This window comes from Sphingopyxis sp. Geo25 (assembly GCF_949769135.1).
Taxonomy (GTDB): Bacteria; Pseudomonadota; Alphaproteobacteria; order Sphingomonadales; family Sphingomonadaceae; genus Sphingopyxis.
In genome coordinates this window covers 1-18186 of the sequence record NZ_CATKOZ010000012.1, presented here as the reverse complement: position 1 = coordinate 18186, position 18186 = coordinate 1, and the positions used below count along the sequence as shown (strand labels likewise).

The window sequence follows — 18186 nt, the reverse complement described above, 5'->3', positions numbered from 1 at the left end:
GGTCGGCCTGGCCGATCGCTGGCATCGCGCGGATCCGGCGCTCCTCGCCGCGGCGGGCCAGCCGGGACCGTTATATGCGGTTCGCATCGTCGACAATCATGGCCGCGAGGTTCCGCGCGGCACGATGGGAGAGGTGATCTTTTCGGGGCCCGGCGTCATGGACCGCTATCTGAACCAGCCCGAACTGACCGCAGAGGCGCTGAAGGACGGATGGCTGCATTCCGGCGACGTCGGGATTATGGACGCGGCAGGGATCATAACCCTGCTAGACCGCAAGAAGGACATGATCGTTTCCGGCGCGGAGAATGTCTATTCGGTGGAGGTGGAGAACGCGGTTTCGAGCCACCCGGCGGTTCGCCAGTGCGCCGTTGTCGGCGTGCCCGATGACCGATTGGGCGAAAGGGTTCATGCCATCGTCGTCCTGCACGAAGAGGAGCAGCAGCTCGACCTCGATGCGCTGCGCCGGCACTGCGAACCCTTGCTCGCCGGTTACAAGCATCCAAGATCGCTTGAGATCGCAACGCAACTGCCCTTTTCTTCGATGGGAAAGATCCTAAAGGCAGAATTGCGGGCGCAGCATTGGACCAACGTTTTGCGGAAGATCAATTGATTGCGCCATCGAGTGAAAAGTCATGTTCGGATAGGCGGCTTCATCGGATTGGTTGCACTCGCACGTTTTTGACTGGGCGTGGAAGTATTGTTTCTTCCGTAATTAAATACGAGGAGTTGATTCATAAACTCGGAGCTAACACGTTATTGAAATCGGTTGAACCATTGCCAAGTAGTTTTCAGAGAATTTGTCGTAGCGGGTCACCACGCGACGGTTGTACTTGAATTTTGAGAGGGCGCGCTTGATCAGGTTTCGCTCGCAGGAGAGCCACCTGTTGAACAGGGGTTGGTTCGCCGGTTTGCCTTGGGCAAGGTATGGCCGCGTCGGATCGACCAACAGATCAGGATTAACGGCCGCGATGGGGAGCGAAACGGACACTAGGCCGCAAATCCATCTTAATTTCCCAACGATTTGAGTGCCCATCGTTATCATGCCGGGTGCGCCACTTCACTACAGAACTTCGAACGCCGTACGCCGCTATATCCATCCTGGAGGCGGCTACCAAGCTCGGACGCAGTTCCGGATCTTGATCCCATGATGCGAACTTCGTCGTCTGCGACCTCGACGCGCTGTGCGAAGGCGCGCAGCTGATCCGGCCGATAGCTGCCCGCTTCCATACGCAGGCCGTCGTGTGCAGCGATGGTGGCGTTGACATAGATAATCCGGTCGGGGTCTTCCAGATCGTGTCGATATCACGCGGCGGTCAACGACCCCGCGCTGGCCGATCTGCGGACCCCCGGCTCTGACGATTATCCCTTGTTCGCCAAGCCGCCGCCGCTCGATCATGGCTATTTCGAAGCCTTCAACCGCGATAACTGCATCTCGTCGACATCAGAAAACGCGAAGCGCTGGTCGAGATAACCGAGACGCGAGTGCGGACGACGCTGAACGCGTATGAATTCGACATCATCGTGCTGGCGACCGGCTTCAAGGCCTGCACCGGCGCGCTCGAAGCCTTTCCGATCCACGGCGAGGGCGGCCGGACGAAATGACTCTTCCTTAAGGCTCGTCACCGCGAGCCCGAAGCACGGCCATCATCTGAAATCAATGGATCCCGCCCCGGCCGTTGCGGGCCGCCGGATGCCCGCGGAGATCGGCAAGATAACGAGCCGTCAGTTCGCCCACCGGCCCGCTGCCGAACACATAACGGTCGGCTCGGACGAGTACCGCGTCGGCGCCATGCTTATCGAGCCAGTGCCGGACTTCGGCGCCAAAAGGTTCGATGTCGTCGAGCGAAAAGCAGGGCACCGCGCCACTGGACGGCGAGGTTTCCCGCGCGACGATCCAAGGCCCCGGGCCCAGCAGGTCGTCGAGCCGGCTCGGCCCCGCTTTTGGCTGCGGGAAATAGCTTCCTGCGCCCGGAGTGCCCGCGTCGATGAGACCCGTCAGAATATCGGGATAAGCCGCTGCCCCGGCCGGCTCCGGATTGGCAGCGCGCGCCGCGAGCATCTGCGCGTCGCGGGCGGCCGCCGCGTCGGGATCGGTGATGCACACCGTCCGACCCATCATCATCGCGAGACCGATGATCGCGCGGACGTTGGGCTCGCGCTCGGGCTGGTAGGTTTCGAGGATGGGCACTGCCGCCTCGCCCCTTACGACAGCGGCGAGTTTCCACGCGAGATTGGCGGCGTCGCGAATGCCCGAACACAAGCCCTGACCGGCAAACGGCGGCATCTGGTGCGCGGCATCACCCGCGAGGAAGATGGCGCCCCGTTGCCATTGTTCGGCGATGCGCGCCGAAAAGCGATAGACCGCCTTGCGTTCGATTTCGACCGCGCCCGCGACATCCCAAGGGTCCAGCAGTCGCCCGATCATGGCGTCGTCGAGGAGGTCGTCGGGCCTTTCACCCGGCTTCACCATGAATTCCCAGCGGTGACGCCCTTCGCCCATCAGCACGCAAGTCGTCGGCCGAGCGGGATCGCAAATCTGCAGATTGACCTCGGGAAGCCGCGATACGTCGCTTACGATCGTGTCGACGATCAACCAGCTTTCGTCGAAATCGAGGTCGTCGATGCCGATGCCGGCAAGGTCGCGCACGGTGCTGCGCGCACCGTCGGCACCGACAAGAAAGCGGGGCCGAACGAGCTGCGCGCCTTGCTCCGTCTCGAACTCCGCCGCCGGAGCGTCGCAACTGCCGCCGAGGCCGGTCAGTCGCCATCCCGCGCGTAGCTCGATATTCGGCTGTGCCGCAACGGCCTCGCGCAACAGTCGCTCGATCGAAGGCTGATGGATCATGTTCGCGCTATGCCAGCCGCCAGCTGCGATCCGGTCCGCCCCGTCGAGGCGAAGCAGCACCTGCCCGTCGGCGGTCAAGAAATCATAGCGCGGGCTGTGGCGGCACGTCGCGACGATGGCTTCGGCGATGCCGAGTTCCTGAAAGACGCGGAGGATCTGGTGATCGATATGCGCGGCGCGCGGCAGGGCGTAAGGCTCGGTGGCGCGCTCGGCGACGATGACCGTCACGCCGCGCCGCGCAAGCAGCAGCGCAAGCGTAAGCCCGGTTGGCCCGGCGCCGACGATCAGGACGTCGCAATCTTCGGCTTTGGGGCTGCCGCTCACGCCTCCGCCTCCATCACCCCCTCGATCGCGCCGAGGCCGTCGATTTCGCAGCGCACGACGTCGCCGGGCTTCAGGAATTGGCGCGGGTCCATTGCGGCGCCGATGCCGCCCGGCGTGCCGGTGAAGATGAGGTCGCCGGGTTCGAGCGTCATCGCCGCGGACAGATGCTCGATTTGCTGCCACAGGTCGAAGACCAGATGACGGGTGTTCGAAGATTGGCGCAGTTCGCCGTTGACGAGGCAACGGAGGTCGAGGGCGTGCGGGTCGACTTCGTCTGCCGTCGTGATCCACGGCCCGATCGGGGCGTGCGTGTCGAACGACTTTCCGAGCGACCATTGCGGCCCCGCGTGCTGCCACATGCGTTCGGTCACATCGTTGCCGACGCAATAGCCGAAGACATGCTCGTGCGCCTGCGCCGCGGGAATATGCTTGCCGCGCTTGCCGATCACCGCGACCAGTTCGACCTCATAGTCGGCGGTGAAGGTGTTTTTCGCGATCAGGATCGGCGCGAAGGGGCCATTGATCGAGGTCTGCGCCTTGGTGAACCAGACCTGCCGCTGCGGCGTCTCCATCCTCGATTCGGCGATATGGTCGGCATAGTTGAGGCCGATCGCGAATATCTTGCCGGGGCGGGCGATGGGGGCGGTCAGTGTTACCGCGGCAAGCGGTGCCGCGCCGCGGTCGTCGAGGGCGTCGAAGGCGGGGCGCAGCTCGTCCCAGCGCGCGATCAGGTCGATCATGCTGCCGACGAAGCCGGTGTCGACGATCGTCTCGCCGCGAACGATGCCGATGTGCGCGACGCCATTCTGTTCGTAGGTTGCTATTTTCATGCTGCTATATCCTTGGGTTTGCGGCGGAAAAGCGCCTTGAAACGAAGCCGGAGGGCAAGCAGCCTGCCGATGGTTTCGGGTTTCGGTGCGCGCTTGCCGGCGAGCGCGGGGAAGGGCGCGCCCCATTGTACGTCGAGCAGTTCGCGCATCGTCGACAGGCGCGAACCGTCGGCGGCGGCGAACAGGTCGCCGTCGGTCCAATGCTCGAGCTCGTGCCCCCAGGGATCCTTCCAATAGTCGAAGATCTGGCTGCCGAGCACATGGCGCCCGACGCCCCACGCGGCGGTGCGCCCCGCGCGCTTCAGATGCTCGTGGCCGGCCATCAGGTCGTCGAGACCCTCGACCTCGAACGCGGCGTGGTTGAAGCCGGGGCCGGGCGGCAGCTGGGCGAGGAACAGCGTGTGGTGATCCGTCGGCGTGTCGCCGCGGTCGCAGCGCATGAAGGCACCGATCGCGAGCCCCGGCGCCGCCTCGATCTCGTCGGAGGTGATGAAGCCGAAGCGCGCCTTGTACCACGCCTCCGACCGACGAAAGTCCGCGACGTTCAGCACCACATGACCGAGACGCCGGACGCGCGAGGGCCGCTGGGCGATACGTACAGGCGCGCGCAAGCGGCGGCGCGCCGCGACCGAATTGAAGGGGGTTTCGCGGTCAGGTGCGACCGGCTCTGCCCATGCCTGTCCGGCGACGGCTTCGACGCGGTTGCCATCGGGGTCGGTGAGTCGGACGACATGGCCGCCGCCCGGCGCGGTCGATGCCTCGACCGCGACGCCATCGGCGGCCGCCAATGCCTCAAGGTCGGCGAGGCTGCCGACGCGAAAGGCGAGCCCGGCGAAGCCTGCATTCCCCGCGACCGTCGCGTGGGCAAAGGGCGCACCGTCGGACCCGCGGCCGTAGAGCACGCCTTGCTCCTCGAAACCGGCGAGCCCGAAATCCTCGAGAAATTTCCGCATCGCGCCGAGGTCCGGCGCGGCGAAGCGCACATGCGCGATATCCTCTGCCCGTGTAATGCTCATCGTTCGAGACTCGCTGTTGACTATCTGGTCAACTTAGCCGATATGACCATTTAGTCAACTGTGAGAGACGATGACGAGCGAAGCCCTGTCCCCCCGCGCCGCACGCACCCGGACCGCCCTGCTCGAGGCGGGGCTCGACCTGCTCGCCGACCGGCCGATCGATGCCATCGCGATCGATGAACTGGTCGCCGCCGCCGGGGTCGCCAAGGGGTCCTTCTTCAATCATTTCGGCGACAAATATGGCTTTGCGAATGCGATCGGCGAGGCGATCCGCAGCGATATCGAGGCGCTGATCGGGGCGCTCAACGCCGATGAGGATGATCCGCTGGCCCGGCTGTGCGGCGGAATGATCGGCGCAGCGGCGTTCGCCTTCAGCGAGCGCAAGCGCGCGGCGGTGCTGATACGCAGCGCGCGCGGCATGACGCTCGAGCAGCATGTGCTCAACCGCGGCGTGATCGCCGATCTCGGCGCTGTCGGCGCGGCGCATCGGTTGGTGCCCGCGGCCGGGCGCTCGGGCGTGCTCCTCTGGCTCGGCTGCTGCCAGGCACTGATGGGCGGGCTGATCGAGAAGGAGGCCGCCCGCGCCGAGGTCGCCGCAATGCTGTCGGACATGATCGCGCTGGGGCTCGGCGGGCTCGGCGTCGATGCTGCGAACCGCGCGCGGCTGAGCGACGCGGTGCGTGTTGGGCAAGAGCTCGGCCGCGCGATCGGGCTTTTGAACGGAAATCGATAGGGCGACGAAAGGCCGTAGCAGGCGAGGGCGCGCAGGGGTGCGCCCTCGCCCGAACCGTCACCGCTTGCGGGGACGGCCGCCCTTCGCGGGGTGCCCGCCGCCGCCAATCGCTGGGCGGCTACCGCTCTTGGCGCCGGTGAAGCCGCCGTTTCCGATGCTGCCGCGCTCGCGTCGCTGGCGGCTGGTCGAGGCGGCGTTGCTGCCGGTGCCGCGGTCGTGCGCGACCTGTTCGCGGTCGACCGGGCCGGTCGTCGTGCCGGACGGCCGCTGCCCATTCTGCCGCTGCGCATTGCTGCGCCCTACCTGTTCCCAGCCGCCGTCGGTCTTTTGATAGACGTCGCCATTTTTCCCGGCATAGACATCGTCGCCGACCTTGACCGCGCCGCCTGCGTTTACCGTGCCGCTGTCGCGGTCGTAAGTGACGCCGCCGACGCCCGCGGCGTTGCCGCCGGAACCGGTCGTCGAGAATCCGCCGACCGCGCCCGCGCCTTCCGGGCCGGTGCCCGCCGCGCCCGCCATGCTCGTCTGGCGGCCGGTATTGCTATTATAGACCTCGCGGTGGTTCGCGGCGCCCGCCTGTCCCGTATAGGGGTTATAGGCTGCGACGCCTTCGTTCGCGACGACGCGGCCGGTTTCGGGATTGTAGCGCACGCCGCGCGCCGCCGCGGTGGTGGTGCCGGTATAGGCGTTGGTGTTGACCGCCGCCTGTCCGACCCCGCGTCCCCCGGTCGCCTGGTTGTAATAGCCGCCTTCCACCGCACGGCCGTAATTGCCGGTCCACGGATTGGCCCAGGCCGCTGCGGTGCCCGAGACGACGGCGTTGCCCCATTGGCCATAGACGTTCCACGCCCCCGCGACGGGATAGGCGCCGCCATACCAATAAGCGGCAGGCGCATAGGTGGCGGGACAGCCATACCAGACCGAACCGACCCACGCGGTGCAGCGATAGCCGGTGCCATAGACCAGGACGGTTCCGGTCGACACGATCCCGTAATAGCCGGGCGTATAGCCGACCAGAACGCTGTCGCCGCTGACGCCATAGACGCGGACATAGGTCACATAATGGAGCGGCGAGCTGACCGGGATCGTATAGATTGCGGGTGCAACGCTGGTCGCGACCACCCACGGACCGTGCGGCGACGAAGCCGCGAACCAGACGCCATTTGAAACGGCGTAATAATGGCTGGCATCGACGCGGATCACCGGCACCGCCGCATTGCGCGCGTAGCTGAGGCTGGTCCCGGTCACGACACGGAATTCGGGAGTGCCGTCATAAGTTGCGGTAAAGCTTGCCTGTTTGCGATTGACCGTCGCGGTCTGCGGGATGCTGTTGCTGGCGATCGCTGCCTTCGCCTGCGGCGTCCCGGCAACCGATGCGAGTACCACGCCCTTGGGGCTGTCGGCAGGGATGCGTGCGAAGTCGGCGGGCAGCTTGTCGGGCGCAACATAGGTCCATGGACCCGTCGTCGACGGGGCGACGAACCAGCGCCCCGACAACAGCACATACCAGTTGGTGTTCGCCGTGACAAAGACGTCGGCGTGCGTGTTTGCGACATAGGCGAGCGTCGTGCCCGCGATCGGGGCGAAATGGGGCTCGCCCGATATGGCGATCAGCTCGGCAGCGTCGCTGCGCACGACGATCACCGGCGCGCGGCCAGCGCGCAGCAACGCGGCGACATCGTCCGCCGTCTCGTCCATCGGGTCGGCGAGCTTGTACGATGTGGCTTCGTTCAGCGCCCAGGTCACATGTGCGGGCACGTCGCGGGCCAGCGTCCAGCGGGCGTTCAACGCCGTTGAGGTCAGCCAGCGGCCGCCGGCGCGCAGATAATAAAGATTGCCTGCCCGGACCAGCAGCGCGCGCGTGTTGACGACGCGCCGGACGCCTGCCGACTTCATGTCGCGAAGCACGGGCTTGCCGTCGATATGCACCATGATCGTCGGCTCGAAGGCAAAGACGATCGCTGGCGGCGTGTTGTCGACCGCAATCGTAGCGGTCGTCGCGGTGGTCGCGGCGTCGGCGGGATATTCCATGGCGACGAGCGATGCGCCGGCAAAAAGCAGCCACAGCGCGGCGGCTTTGCCGTAACCGGCGCGGCGATTTCGGTTGGGAATATTGGTCATGATATAATCCTTGTTGCTTGATTTCGGGTACAAAAATCTTGTGACGCAGAATCGCGTTTCGGCTTCATTCCGGGGCGAAGGATCGAACGCGAGCCGACCGACACGGGGGAGGGGTCGATCGGCTCGCGCCGACGATGGTCGTTCCGGGCGGGCGGGGGGCAGGGGGCTATGCCCGCCCGGAACTTCCGCACGATGCAGGTCAGTGCACCGAACTGGTATCCACGGCGCGCGTCGGCCGCGGGGCGAGCCAGATGATCGAGGCGGCGGCGGCGAAGACGAACGCGGCCCAGACGAAGGTCTGTCCGGTCGCCAGCGCGACGCTTTCCTTGTCCACCATCTGGCTGATGATCTGGCGGGCCTGCTCGAGGCTGTAGCCCTTGGCCATCAGCCCATCGATCGCCGCCTGCGTGCCGTGGAGGACGCCCGAGAGGCCGTCGCGCTTTTCCTGCGCGCCGTCGTACCAGAGCGTCGTCGAGATCGCGACGGCGACCGCCCCGGCCATCGTCCGCAGGAAGTTCATGACCCCCGCCGCCGAGGCCGTTTCCTCTTCGTCGACCGCGCCGAGGGCGATGGTCGTCAAAGGTACGAAGAAGAAGGGCATGCCCGCGCCCTGGATCAGCTGGGGGAGCGCCAGCGTCCAGAAGTCGGCGCCGCTGTTCCACCAGAAGACACGAAGCAGCGAGGTACCGCCGAGCCAGAGCACGCCGATGAAGACGAGCCGGCGCGGGTCGACTTCGGTCATCCGCTTCGCGACGATCGGCGCCATCAGCACCGCCGCCACGCCGTTGAACGCGGTGGCATAGCCGGCCCAGGTCGCGGTGTAGCCCATCGCGCCCTGCAGCCACTGCGGGATCACCACCAGGCTCGCGAAGAAGGTGCCGTAAGCGAACACCAGCGCGATGACCGAGACGGTGAAGCCGCGGTGCCGGAAGGGGCGAAGGTCGACCACGGGCTTGTCGTGGGTCAGTTCCCAGATCAGGAAGCTCGCAAAACCGACGATCGCGATGATGGCGAGCTGGACGATGATGTCCGCGCTGAACCAGTCATGTTCGCGCCCGAGATCGAGCATCAGCTGCAACGCACCGACCCAGAGGACGAGCAACACGAGGCCGAAACCGTCGACGGGCTCGTTCACCTTCTCGGTCTCCGCCTTCCGCAGCACCGTCCACGCCGTGAAGGCGCAGATCGCCGCAACGGGCACGTTGATAAAGAAGATCCAGTGCCAGCCCCAGCTGTCGGAGATGGTGCCGCCGAGGATCGGGCCGAAGATCGGCGCGGTCAGCGTCGTCATCGCCCAGATGCCCATCGTCATCGCATGCTTGTCCTTGGGAAACACCCGCAGCAGCAGGGTCTGACTGAGCGCCATCAGCGGGCCGCCGCAAATCCCCTGCCCGATGCGGAAGGCAACGAGCATGGTGAGGCTCGTCGCGGTGCCGCAGAGGAAGGAGAAGATGCCGAAGCCGAGCATCCCGCCGGCGAACAGCCGCACGGTGCCGAGGCGCCGCGAGAGCCATCCGGTGAGCGGCACGCAGATCGCCTCTGCCACGGCATAGGATGTGATCACCCATGTCCCCTCCGAGGAGGAGATGCCGAGGCCGCCCGCGATATGCGCGACCGACACATTCGCGATCGTCGTGTCGAGCACGACCATGAAGTTGCTGACCGCGAGCACCGCCCCGGCGAGCAGCAACATGCTGCCCGTCAGGATCGTCGAGCTGTGGCCCTCGGCGCCGGAGTGCTGGGCCCCCGCCGCGCTCACCGGACGTCCTTCCGGCGGGGCGCCACGTCGATCTCGGCTTCCATCGACAGGCCGACGCGCAATGGATGCTTCTTGAGTTCCTTCGGGTCGAGCGAGACCCGCACCGGCAGACGCTGGACCACCTTGATCCAGTTGCCCGTGGCATTCTGCGCCGGAATCAGCGCGAACGCCGAACCGGTACCGCCCGAAAAGCCCTCGACGCGGCCGTGGAAGACGACGTCCGACCCATAGAGGTCGGAGACGAGCTCGACCGGCTGGCCGACGCGAACGCGTTCGAGCTGGCCTTCCTTGAAGTTGGCGTCGACATAGACGGCGCCGATCGGAACGATCGTCATCGCGACGCTGCCCGCCGAAACGCGCTGGCCGACCTGCACCTGACGATTGGTGACGACGCCGTCGACGGGCGCGCGTATCACCGTGCGTTCCAGGTCGACGCGCGCCTGATCGAGCTTCGCCTTGGCGGCGAGCACATCGGGGTGACCGTCGACCGAGACGCCCGCGATCATCGCATTGTTCGCGGCGAGCGAGCCCGACGCCGAATTGCGCGAGGCGACGGCCTGCGCGAGCCCGGCCTTCGCCTGCGCCAGATTGGCTTGCGCGGTCGCATAGGCGTTGCGAACGACGGTCAGTTCCTCGCCCGACACGGCGCCGCCGTCGGCGATGCCGACGCGGCGGTCGAGGTCGATGCGCGCCTTGGCGAGCGCCGCATTCGCGACCTGGACCTGCGCCTCTGCCTGACCGATCGACGCCGCACCGGCGCTGACCTGCCCGGCAAGCGAGCTGCTGGTCGCGACCGCCTGCCCGAACTGGCGGCGGGCGCGGGCATAATCGGCCTCGGCGCGCGCCAGCGCCAGTCTGGCGTCGGTGTCGTCGAGCCGGATCAGGATATCGCCGCGCTTCACATTCTGCGTATTGGCGACGAAAACCTTGGTCACCGCGCCCGAGACGAGCGGGGTTACCTGCGCCGAGTCCGCGGCGACATAGGCGTTGTCGGTCGCGACCAGATCGCCGTCGGCGAGCAGCCAGTAACCGGCGCCGGCGAGCAGCACCGCGCCGCCGAGCGCGGCAAAGAGCTTCCTGCGCTTGGCCGATGTCGCGGCCTCGTTGGAGTCGATCGTCGGTTCGGTGGCCCGCGCGCCGTTGTCGCGGAAATCATCGGTATGGTCGAGAAGAGCTATTTGAGTCATCGGTCTGTCCTTTGGAAATCATCGTGCGGAAATGATCAGAGGGGGGTGGTCATGATCTGCTGGGCGGCCACGGCGAACAGCCAGGCGCCGCCAATGAGCGCGAGCTTGAACAGCAGGCCGTAGCCCAGCCAGCGCAGCGCGCGCTGGCGCTTCGGATTTTTGACATCGGTATTCATGGGGATGGGTCTTTCCTTTGGTGGTTCGGAGGGGAGAGGATCAGGCTTTGGTGAATCCGCCGCCGAGCGAGCGGACCATCTGGACGTCGAGCGTGAAGACGCGCGCCTGAAGGTCGGCGACCGAACGCCGCGCCTGCAGGACATTTTCCTCGTTGCTGAGCACGTCGAGATAGGAGGCGAGCCCGCGCTCGTAGCGCTGGCGCGAAAGCTCGTGCGCGGCCTCGGCATCCTTGAGCGAGGCCAGCGACAGGCTGAGCCGTTCAGCCAGAGCGCGGCGGCTGACCAGCGTGTCGGCGACATCGTGGAGCGCGCCGATCACGGTAGCGTCGTAGCGCGCGACGGCTTCGTCATATTGCGCCCGCGTGCCGCGATATTGCGCGCTGATCGCACCGCCGTGGAAGATCGGCAGGCTCACCGCCGGGCCGGCATTGCCATAGAGCGAACTGCTGTCGGCGAGATTGCCGATGCCGAGCGCCTGCAAGCCGATCAGCCCGGTAAGGCTGATGTTCGGATAGAAGGCGGCACGCGCCGCCTTGATCCGGCTCGTCTGCGCATCGACCCCGGCGAGCGCCGCGGCGATGTCGGGACGGCGGCCGATCAGGTCGATCGACGCATTGGCGGGGACGCCGCGGACGGCGGCAAGCGCGACCGCGGGGCGGCCGATCGTCAGCGCGCGGTCGGGACCGGCACCGGTGAGTTCGGCGATGCTGTTCTTCGTCAGCGCGATCGCTTCGTCGGTTGCCGCGAGCTCGGCCTTGGCGGCCGGAACGCGCGAGCGCGCCTGCTTGAGCGCGGCCTGATTGTCGAGCCCGGCATAGACGCGGTCGCCGACGAGCTTCAGCGTCTCGAGCCGGTTCTGCACCGTGCGGTCGAGCACCTCGCGCTGTGCACAAAGCCGTGCGAGTTCGGCATAGCTGGTGGCAAGCGCGGCGGTCAGCGCGCTCCGCGCTTCCTGCACCTCATAGGCCGCCGCCAGCGCATCGGCCTTCGCCGCTGCGAGCGTCGCGCGGTTCTTGCCCCACAGATCGAGGTCGAGCGAGAAGGAGAGGCCGGTCTTTGCGGTGTCTTCCCAGCCGTCGGGGACGAATTGCGCGGGGACGCCGTTATTCTCGCTCTGCTGCACGAAGCCCGCGCTGCTCGTCGCATCGATTTGCGGCAGCAGCGCCGCGCCCGCCTGACGGGCATAGGCCTGCGCCTTGCGGAGTCGCGCCGAAGCCATGCGAAGGTCGGGCGATCCGGCGATCGCTTCCTGCATCAGCGCGTCGAGCTGGGCATCGCCATAGCCTTTCCACCAGCCGTCGGCGGGCCAGACACCGGCGTCGCCGCTCAGGCTTGCGGCGCTGGCGATGGTTTCCGGCGCACGGATTTCGGGGCGCGCGCCGAGGTCGGGGACCGAGGCGCAGGCGGTCAAAGTGGCGGCGCTGGCCATGAGCATGGCCAGCCCGCCGAAGCGGGTTGCGATCATCGTCGATTCCTTGTAGGTACTATGCAGTACCGTTTAAATCGCGATTCGCGCGGCAAATGTCAATCCAAAAATGGTACTGCGTGGTACCTGTAATTAATACCATATATATCAATAGCATAAATGTAATATGATGGGTTTTCTGGCCACAAAATGGTACCAATAGGCAAAAAATATGCGGCCGGAAAATGCCCTTCTTCGAATCTTCGTATCTTGCAAAAGGTGGGGAGTGGTATCATATTGACGGCATGAAGATTGGTAAGAGAGAGAGCCAACGGCTCCTGAAACGCGCCCAGATCATTGCAATCGCGCGCGAACATTTTTTCGAGAAAGGCTTCGAGGGCGCGTCGATGTCGGCGATCGCGGCGCAGCTCGGCGGATCCAAGCGCACCCTCTGGTCCTATTTCCCGTCGAAGGAGGAGTTATTCGCCGCGGTCGTCGAGGATACGGCGGCCGGGATTCGCGGCGGCATCGATTTTTCGGCGGTCGGCGATTCGCCGCTTGATCAGCTGACGCATCTGTCGCGGACGATCATCGAACGCATGACCGCCCCGATCGCGGTGCAGATGTTCCGGCTGATCAGTCCGATGTCCGAACGCAATCCCGAACTGGTGCGCATCTTCTTCGAACGCGGCCCGCGCCGGACGCAGAAGAGTATCGCCGAATATCTGCGCGCGAATTTCGGCGACCTCCTTTGGACCGACGATTATTGGCAGGCGGGCGACGATCTCGTCGCACTGGCCGCGTCGAATTTCCATTTCGAGAGCCTTTGGGGCCTTACCAATCCGCCGACGCCGAAACAGAAGGACGCGCGCGCGCGGCGTGCCGCGATCCTGTTCCTCCGCGCCTATGGCCGCCACCCCGAGCTGTGGGCGCCGATCGATAAAGTGGATGGCGCCAAGGAAACGGTATGACCGGGGCTGCGTGGATGGCGTAGCCCGTTGGTACCCGCCCGAAGGCGGAGGTCAGGGCTTCGGGTCCCTTCGGGAGCGCGATTTTTCCCAATATTGCCGTTTGCCCTGCCTCAAATTTATTGGGGTTGCGGGCGCTCGTCCGTCTGGGGCATCGCTGTGCGGTCCTATCGGGGCGGGAGGGCGATGAGCGACACGCACAGGATCTTGATCGTCGACGATCACCCGCTCACGCAGAGCGGGCTCCGGCTGCTTTTTTCCGCGCATCCGCGCTTTTCGGTTGTCGGTGCGCTCGATCGCGGGGCGACGGTCGCTGCCTTCGTCCAGTCGCAGCCGGTCGACCTCGTCATCCTCGACCTCAACATGCCCGACGTGCGCGGGATCAACATTCTCGCCGAAATCGTCGGGTCGCGCGACATGACGGTGATCATCCTGACCGGCGAATCGGGCTATGGCGAGGTCGATTATGCCCTGAAACTCGGCGCGCGCGCCGCGGTGAGCAAGGCCGACCCGGCCGAGGAAATCATCGCCGCCTGCGACGCCGCGCTGGCGGGCGACGTCTATCTGTCGCCGCATATGGAGGAGGCGCTCGGCAAATATAGTCGCTCGCCCGTCACGCTGTCGTCGCGCCAGATGGCCATCCTCCACTATCTGGCGCAGGGCGAGAGCAACAAGGAAATCTCGTACCGCCTGTCGATCGCGCAGCCGACGGTGTCGTTCCACATCGCCGAACTGCGCCGCAAGCTCGATGTGCCCAACAATCGCAAGATCGTCGAGCGCGCGCAGGAGCTAAAGCTGCTCTGACCCGCGCACGACGAGCGGGTGGCGCATCAGCTCGCGGCACGGCGGTTTCAGGATCATCAGCCCGACAAGCTCGCTCAGCCGTCCGCGCGTGACCGTCGTGTCGTCATAGGTCAACGCGGCGATGCGGCGTCTGGAACCTTCGGTCGCGGCGAGCGCGGCGTCGAACGCGGCGCGCTCGTCGAAGTCGAGGATGCGCCAACCGGGCAGGCCCGCCTGGAGCTCCTCCGCCGGACAAGGGGTGATCGCGGCGTAGGCGGCAGGAAGCCGGACGGCGATCGTCGTGCCGCCGCCGTCCGAGGCGGTGATCGCCAGCGACCCGCCGAGCGCCTCGATCAGCCGCTTCGCCGAATGGAACCCCGACCCCGAGCCCGCCGCGCGCGCGTCGGCGCGGACGCGCCGGCCGTCCGCTGCGTTGAGGGCGCGGACGATGTCGGCGGGCATCCCGCTGCCGGTGTCGGAGAGGAGGATCACGGCCTCTTCGCCTTCGCGGTCGAGCGTCAACGTCGCGCCGCCCTTCGCCGTATATTGATAGCTGTTGCTGATCAGGTTCGCGAGCACCCGCATCAACAGCGGCTTGTCCGAAACAAGCGTGATGTCGGCGTCGACCCGGACCGCGAGCGTCAGCCCCTTGGCGGCAAAGGGGGCGCGGAACATCATCTGCAGCGGCTCGACCAGCGCTGCGCCGCCGAAAGCGCCGAGCGCGACGAAATCATCCTCGCTGCCGACGATGTTGGCACCCGACATCGTCGTCGAGACGATTTCGCCCAGATAATCGGCCGAGCTTTGCAGCATCGCGGTCAATTCGCCGTTCGCCGCCGGATCGCGCCTTAACGCATCGACGGCGCTGTTGAGCGCAAGGATGACCTGCTTGCTGTCATGCCCCGAGGCATGGAGCAGCGCGTTCTGGCTGTGCACGGTTTCGAGCGCGAAAGCCTTTTCCTCCGCCAGCCGCGCGGCGCGCTCGCTGACCGCGAGGCGTCCGGCGAGTTCGCGGGCATAGGCTTCGTCGGCGGCGATCTTGTCGGCCTGGATCTTCTTGAGGTTGAGGCCGAGCGCGAGCGTCGCCATCAGCGATTCGAACAGCCCGACCGGCCCCGCGAGGTGCCAGTTGATCGGCAGCCAGGCGAACACGCCCATCGAGGCGATCGCGGCATAGACGATGAAGAGCGCAAGGCTCGCCCAGCCGACGAACAGCGGCCAGAGCTGGCGCCCGACGCGCTTCATCGCGGCATAGCCGACGAACGGCAGGAACAGCGCGCCGGCGACCGCGATGATCCAGCAACCGATGTGCAGGCTGTGCCGGAAGACAGGCGGATAAAGCGCGAGGCCGGGCTGCAGCGCCATCAGCACCAGCGCCGCGCCGATCAGGATGCGGAGCGCAAGGTCGGTCTTCGGAAAGCGCGTCGCCGTCCCGACGAAACTGCGCGCGAACTGCGCCATCGCGCCCGCGAAGCCGCATTTGAACATATCCTCGATCCCGACGCTGGTCAGCGGATTGTCGGAGAGGAAGAAGATGGTGACATAGCCCTCCGAATGGATCGTGTTGATCGCGAAAAAGGCCTGCGCGACCGCGAGCCACACGAAGTCGCGGTGCCCGGTGATCGAGAAGAAGAGGAAGTTCAGGAAGATCAGCACCGCGAGCCCCAGCACGACCCCGGACACCAGCGCGATGTTGGCGCGCCGGTCCTTGAAGAAGCTGCCATAGGTCTGGATCTTGAGCGGCATATAGGTCGAATTTTCGGAGACGAAGTCGATCAGCAGCAGCTTTTCCTGTCCGGGGTCGAGCACGAATTCGGTGCTGAACGCCTGATAGCTGAGCAGATTCTCGCGCGCAGCCTTGGCGTCGGTGCCGTCGACGAGCAGGTCGACCTTGCCGTCGGCGACCTCGAAGAGGCGGAAATATTTGAGCGATCCGCGCCCGGTGGTGAAGATCCAGCTCCCCTGCGCGTCGCTTGCGTTACGAACCTTGACCGCGACGATCGTTCGGGCGCCCGGCGGACCGAAATGGACGCTCTGTCCCTGTATGGCTTCGAGCGGCGTCTCCAGGATCGCGGCAAGGCGCCGTTCGTCGGGCGCGCCGGGATCCTTCGTATAGCGGACATAGGGCGCGACCGCCGGGCCGTCGGCGCCGGCGCTGAGCTCGATCGTCGGGATCGGCTGTGCCGACGCTTGTGCCGACGCTGCGGCGGGCGCCAGCAGCGCCGCCATCAGCCAGAGGCCGAAGCCTATCCGCGCGACGATCGACATGCGCCGACCGGTGTCGCGTGCGCGGTCGGCAAAGTCAATTTTTGCGTTGCCTTTCAAGGGCGCGAAACAAGCCGGGCGGGCATTGGACGATCCGGTTCGCGCGTCGGCCACCCCAACAAACATTGGGTAGCGCCTCGCGCGGCGCTGACCTAGGCGGTCGTTCAAAGCTCGGCGGCGCATCCGTGACCGGCCGGCGCGCGGGGGCGCAACGACATCGTGACGCGACGGTCCGGCCGGTGAGGGAGGCCGCGACCGGTCCGTCAGTTAACCGCACGAATTGCCTTCTGATCTTCTGCGACCCGGGTCAGGACAGTTCGGTGGTGGGGCCGGGGCGGCTTGGCCGTTCCGGCCTCTTCTTTCCAAGAACGAAGGCGAATTGGTACGTCCGGCCACACGCACATCAAAACGGATTGAGCCGGTTCGCGTAGCGCTGCAGCCGCGGTGGCACCCAGTCCTTGATGAAATGGCTCGTGCGCGTGCGCCAGTCGGTTCGGTCGGTGGTTCCCGGCCGGGTCTGGAAGGTCGTCGATCGCTCCGGGATATTCTCGAGGCCTTCAGTGAAAGCGGTGTAATAATAGGTGGCGATCGAACGGCGGTCGCGGTCGGGCGGGCAGGCGAGCGGGTCGGGCTGGCCGTGGAAGCTGTCGAGCGAGGTGTTGAACACGACCGCCGTGCCGAGAAGCGGCGCGATCGACCTGACGCAGCCCTTCATCTGCCGGTCCCAAAGCTCGAGCTCGCCGCGATATCCCGGATCCCAGTCCTCGTTCAGATAGACGAGCAGGTTCAGCCGCCGCTCGACCTTCATGTCGCCGTGGACGTTGAAATCGGCGTGGACGCTGAGGTGGCCGCCGGCGCGCGTGATGTGCAGCCCGGCGCCGCTGTAATAGGGGTCCGAAATCAGTCCTGCTATGCCCGTCATTTCTTCCAGAAAGGCCAGAAACGCGCGGCTGTTCAGCTCGGCGAGCAGGTTGCGGGTCAGCCCGCTGGGCACTGCCTCGGGCTTGAACTGATATTTGAACCGTTCCTGGTCGCGGTCGAAGAAGGTCTGGCCTTCGAGCGAGGGGTAGCGCTCTGCGACGCTGCGCAGGATTGCCGGGTCGATCAGCTCGTCGAGGACGATGTGCGGAAAGGGGTCGGCGTTCTGATAGTCCGCCGCCAGCTTCCGCCCCGCCGCGCGGCATTCGTCTTCATCGAAAAAGAGATAGTCGTCGATCCTGTTCAAGGTGAGAATCGGCATAGAAAAGCTCCGCCCCGGTCGCGCCCGATGGATGTCACTCCGCCAGCGAGGCGGGAATGATGTCCCGGCGCGCGAGTTTCGATATTTTTCAGGGGAATGCCACTCTTTTCCTGTTTCGGGACGCCTTTGCCCCGCATCGTCGCGATCCGGCATGCACGGACGAGCTTGCCGCGCCGGCGCCGGCGAGCGAGCCTGAAATATCGCCGGATGGTGACCCCTACGGGAGGGGTCTAAATCCACTCAATGCACGCGTATTCAATACCTTAGCAGGCCGCCAATTGCACCCTTTGTGCCACCACTGTATCAAGGCTGGACTGGGCCTGCAAGGACGTCCTAATTCTCGCTAACGATAGGGAGGTGCGGGCCGATGTAGCCGATCTCTATGCGTCGGCCTGGCAGGATTTCGCGAAGATGAAGCCTGAAACCATCGGGCAGTCTCGCATGCAGTTCAAAGGTTTCGTTCGCTCCACTACTTGAACGAAAGATTCTCTTGGAGCCGTATTTGTCCATGGTGGATTTGGATTCTCCTGTAAC

At 65.6% G+C, this 18186-nt stretch carries 15 protein-coding genes and 1 pseudogene; 4 read left to right on the top strand and 12 right to left on the bottom strand.

The window, feature by feature from the left end; translation table 11 throughout:
- The first annotated feature begins 157 nt into the window (after positions 1 to 157).
- Positions 158 to 610 (top strand): class I adenylate-forming enzyme family protein, encoded by a 453-nt coding sequence (locus QOL68_RS18635; protein ID WP_349252338.1) that lies wholly within the window; start codon positions 158 to 160, stop codon positions 608 to 610.
- A 135-nt stretch (positions 611 to 745) separates the two neighbouring features.
- Here QOL68_RS18635 and QOL68_RS18985 read toward each other — a convergent pair.
- The 4 genes and pseudogenes from QOL68_RS18985 to QOL68_RS18620 form a co-directional block, all read right to left on the bottom strand.
- Positions 746 to 918: pseudogene (locus tag QOL68_RS18985) on the bottom strand (IS5/IS1182 family transposase); the annotation flags it as partial.
- Positions 919 to 1654: 736 nt separating this feature from the next.
- Positions 1655 to 3169 carry a bifunctional 3-(3-hydroxy-phenyl)propionate/3-hydroxycinnamic acid hydroxylase gene (locus QOL68_RS18630; RefSeq protein ID WP_282950441.1) on the bottom strand — a complete coding sequence of 505 codons (1515 nt, stop codon included), beginning with the start codon at positions 3167 to 3169 and terminating at the stop codon, positions 1655 to 1657.
- Entirely contained in the window at positions 3166 to 3999 is an 834-nt protein-coding gene (locus tag QOL68_RS18625) for a fumarylacetoacetate hydrolase family protein (protein WP_282950440.1), read from the bottom strand. Before QOL68_RS18625 ends, QOL68_RS18630 begins: the two co-directional genes overlap by 4 nt.
- Positions 3996 to 5015, bottom strand: a complete 1020-nt coding sequence (locus tag QOL68_RS18620; RefSeq protein WP_282950439.1) for a VOC family protein — start codon at positions 5013 to 5015, stop codon at positions 3996 to 3998. The genes QOL68_RS18625 and QOL68_RS18620 overlap by 4 nt, the downstream gene beginning before the upstream one ends.
- Positions 5016 to 5085: 70 nt before the next feature.
- Here QOL68_RS18620 and QOL68_RS18615 point away from each other — a divergent pair, with 70 nt between their 5' ends.
- Entirely contained in the window at positions 5086 to 5748 is a 663-nt protein-coding gene (locus tag QOL68_RS18615) for a TetR/AcrR family transcriptional regulator (RefSeq protein WP_282950438.1), read from the top strand.
- 57 nt (positions 5749 to 5805) lie between these two features.
- Here QOL68_RS18615 and QOL68_RS18610 read toward each other — a convergent pair whose 3' ends face one another.
- The 5 genes from QOL68_RS18610 to QOL68_RS18590 all read right to left on the bottom strand — a co-directional run bounded on the left by QOL68_RS18610 (position 5806) and on the right by QOL68_RS18590 (position 12456).
- Positions 5806 to 7869, bottom strand: a complete 2064-nt coding sequence (locus QOL68_RS18610) for a hypothetical protein (protein WP_282950437.1) — start codon at positions 7867 to 7869, stop codon at positions 5806 to 5808.
- Positions 7870 to 8068: 199 nt separating this feature from the next.
- A complete protein-coding gene (locus tag QOL68_RS18605; protein ID WP_282950442.1) occupies positions 8069 to 9562 on the bottom strand; it encodes a DHA2 family efflux MFS transporter permease subunit in 1494 nt (497 codons plus the stop codon).
- Positions 9563 to 9624: 62 nt separating this feature from the next.
- Entirely contained in the window at positions 9625 to 10815 is a 1191-nt protein-coding gene (locus QOL68_RS18600; RefSeq protein WP_282950436.1) for an HlyD family secretion protein, read from the bottom strand.
- A 35-nt stretch (positions 10816 to 10850) separates the two neighbouring features.
- Entirely contained in the window at positions 10851 to 10991 is a 141-nt protein-coding gene (locus tag QOL68_RS18595) for a hypothetical protein (RefSeq protein WP_282950435.1), read from the bottom strand.
- A gap of 40 nt (positions 10992 to 11031) precedes the next feature.
- Positions 11032 to 12456, bottom strand: coding sequence for an efflux transporter outer membrane subunit (locus QOL68_RS18590; protein ID WP_282950434.1), 1425 nt, complete (start codon positions 12454 to 12456; stop codon positions 11032 to 11034).
- Positions 12457 to 12701: 245 nt separating this feature from the next.
- Here QOL68_RS18590 and QOL68_RS18585 point away from each other — a divergent pair, with 245 nt between their 5' ends.
- Positions 12702 to 13367, top strand: a complete 666-nt coding sequence (locus QOL68_RS18585; RefSeq protein WP_282950433.1) for a TetR/AcrR family transcriptional regulator — start codon at positions 12702 to 12704, stop codon at positions 13365 to 13367.
- Positions 13368 to 13550: 183 nt separating this feature from the next.
- Positions 13551 to 14168 (top strand): response regulator, encoded by a 618-nt coding sequence (locus QOL68_RS18580; RefSeq protein ID WP_282950432.1) that lies wholly within the window; start codon positions 13551 to 13553, stop codon positions 14166 to 14168.
- Here the strand turns inward: QOL68_RS18580 and QOL68_RS18575 are convergent.
- From QOL68_RS18575 to QOL68_RS18565, 3 genes are all read right to left on the bottom strand, one after another.
- A complete protein-coding gene (locus QOL68_RS18575; protein ID WP_283404338.1) occupies positions 14154 to 16415 on the bottom strand; it encodes a sensor histidine kinase in 2262 nt (753 codons plus the stop codon). The genes QOL68_RS18580 and QOL68_RS18575 overlap by 15 nt on opposite strands.
- Positions 16416 to 16815: 400 nt before the next feature.
- The gene (locus QOL68_RS18570; RefSeq protein WP_282950430.1) at positions 16816 to 17652 is read right to left on the bottom strand and encodes a 2OG-Fe(II) oxygenase; all 837 of its coding nucleotides are present in this window, start codon (positions 17650 to 17652) and stop codon (positions 16816 to 16818) included.
- A 333-nt stretch (positions 17653 to 17985) separates the two neighbouring features.
- Positions 17986 to 18186: hypothetical protein (locus tag QOL68_RS18565; RefSeq protein ID WP_282950429.1), on the bottom strand; the 201-nt coding region annotated here is incomplete at its 5' end.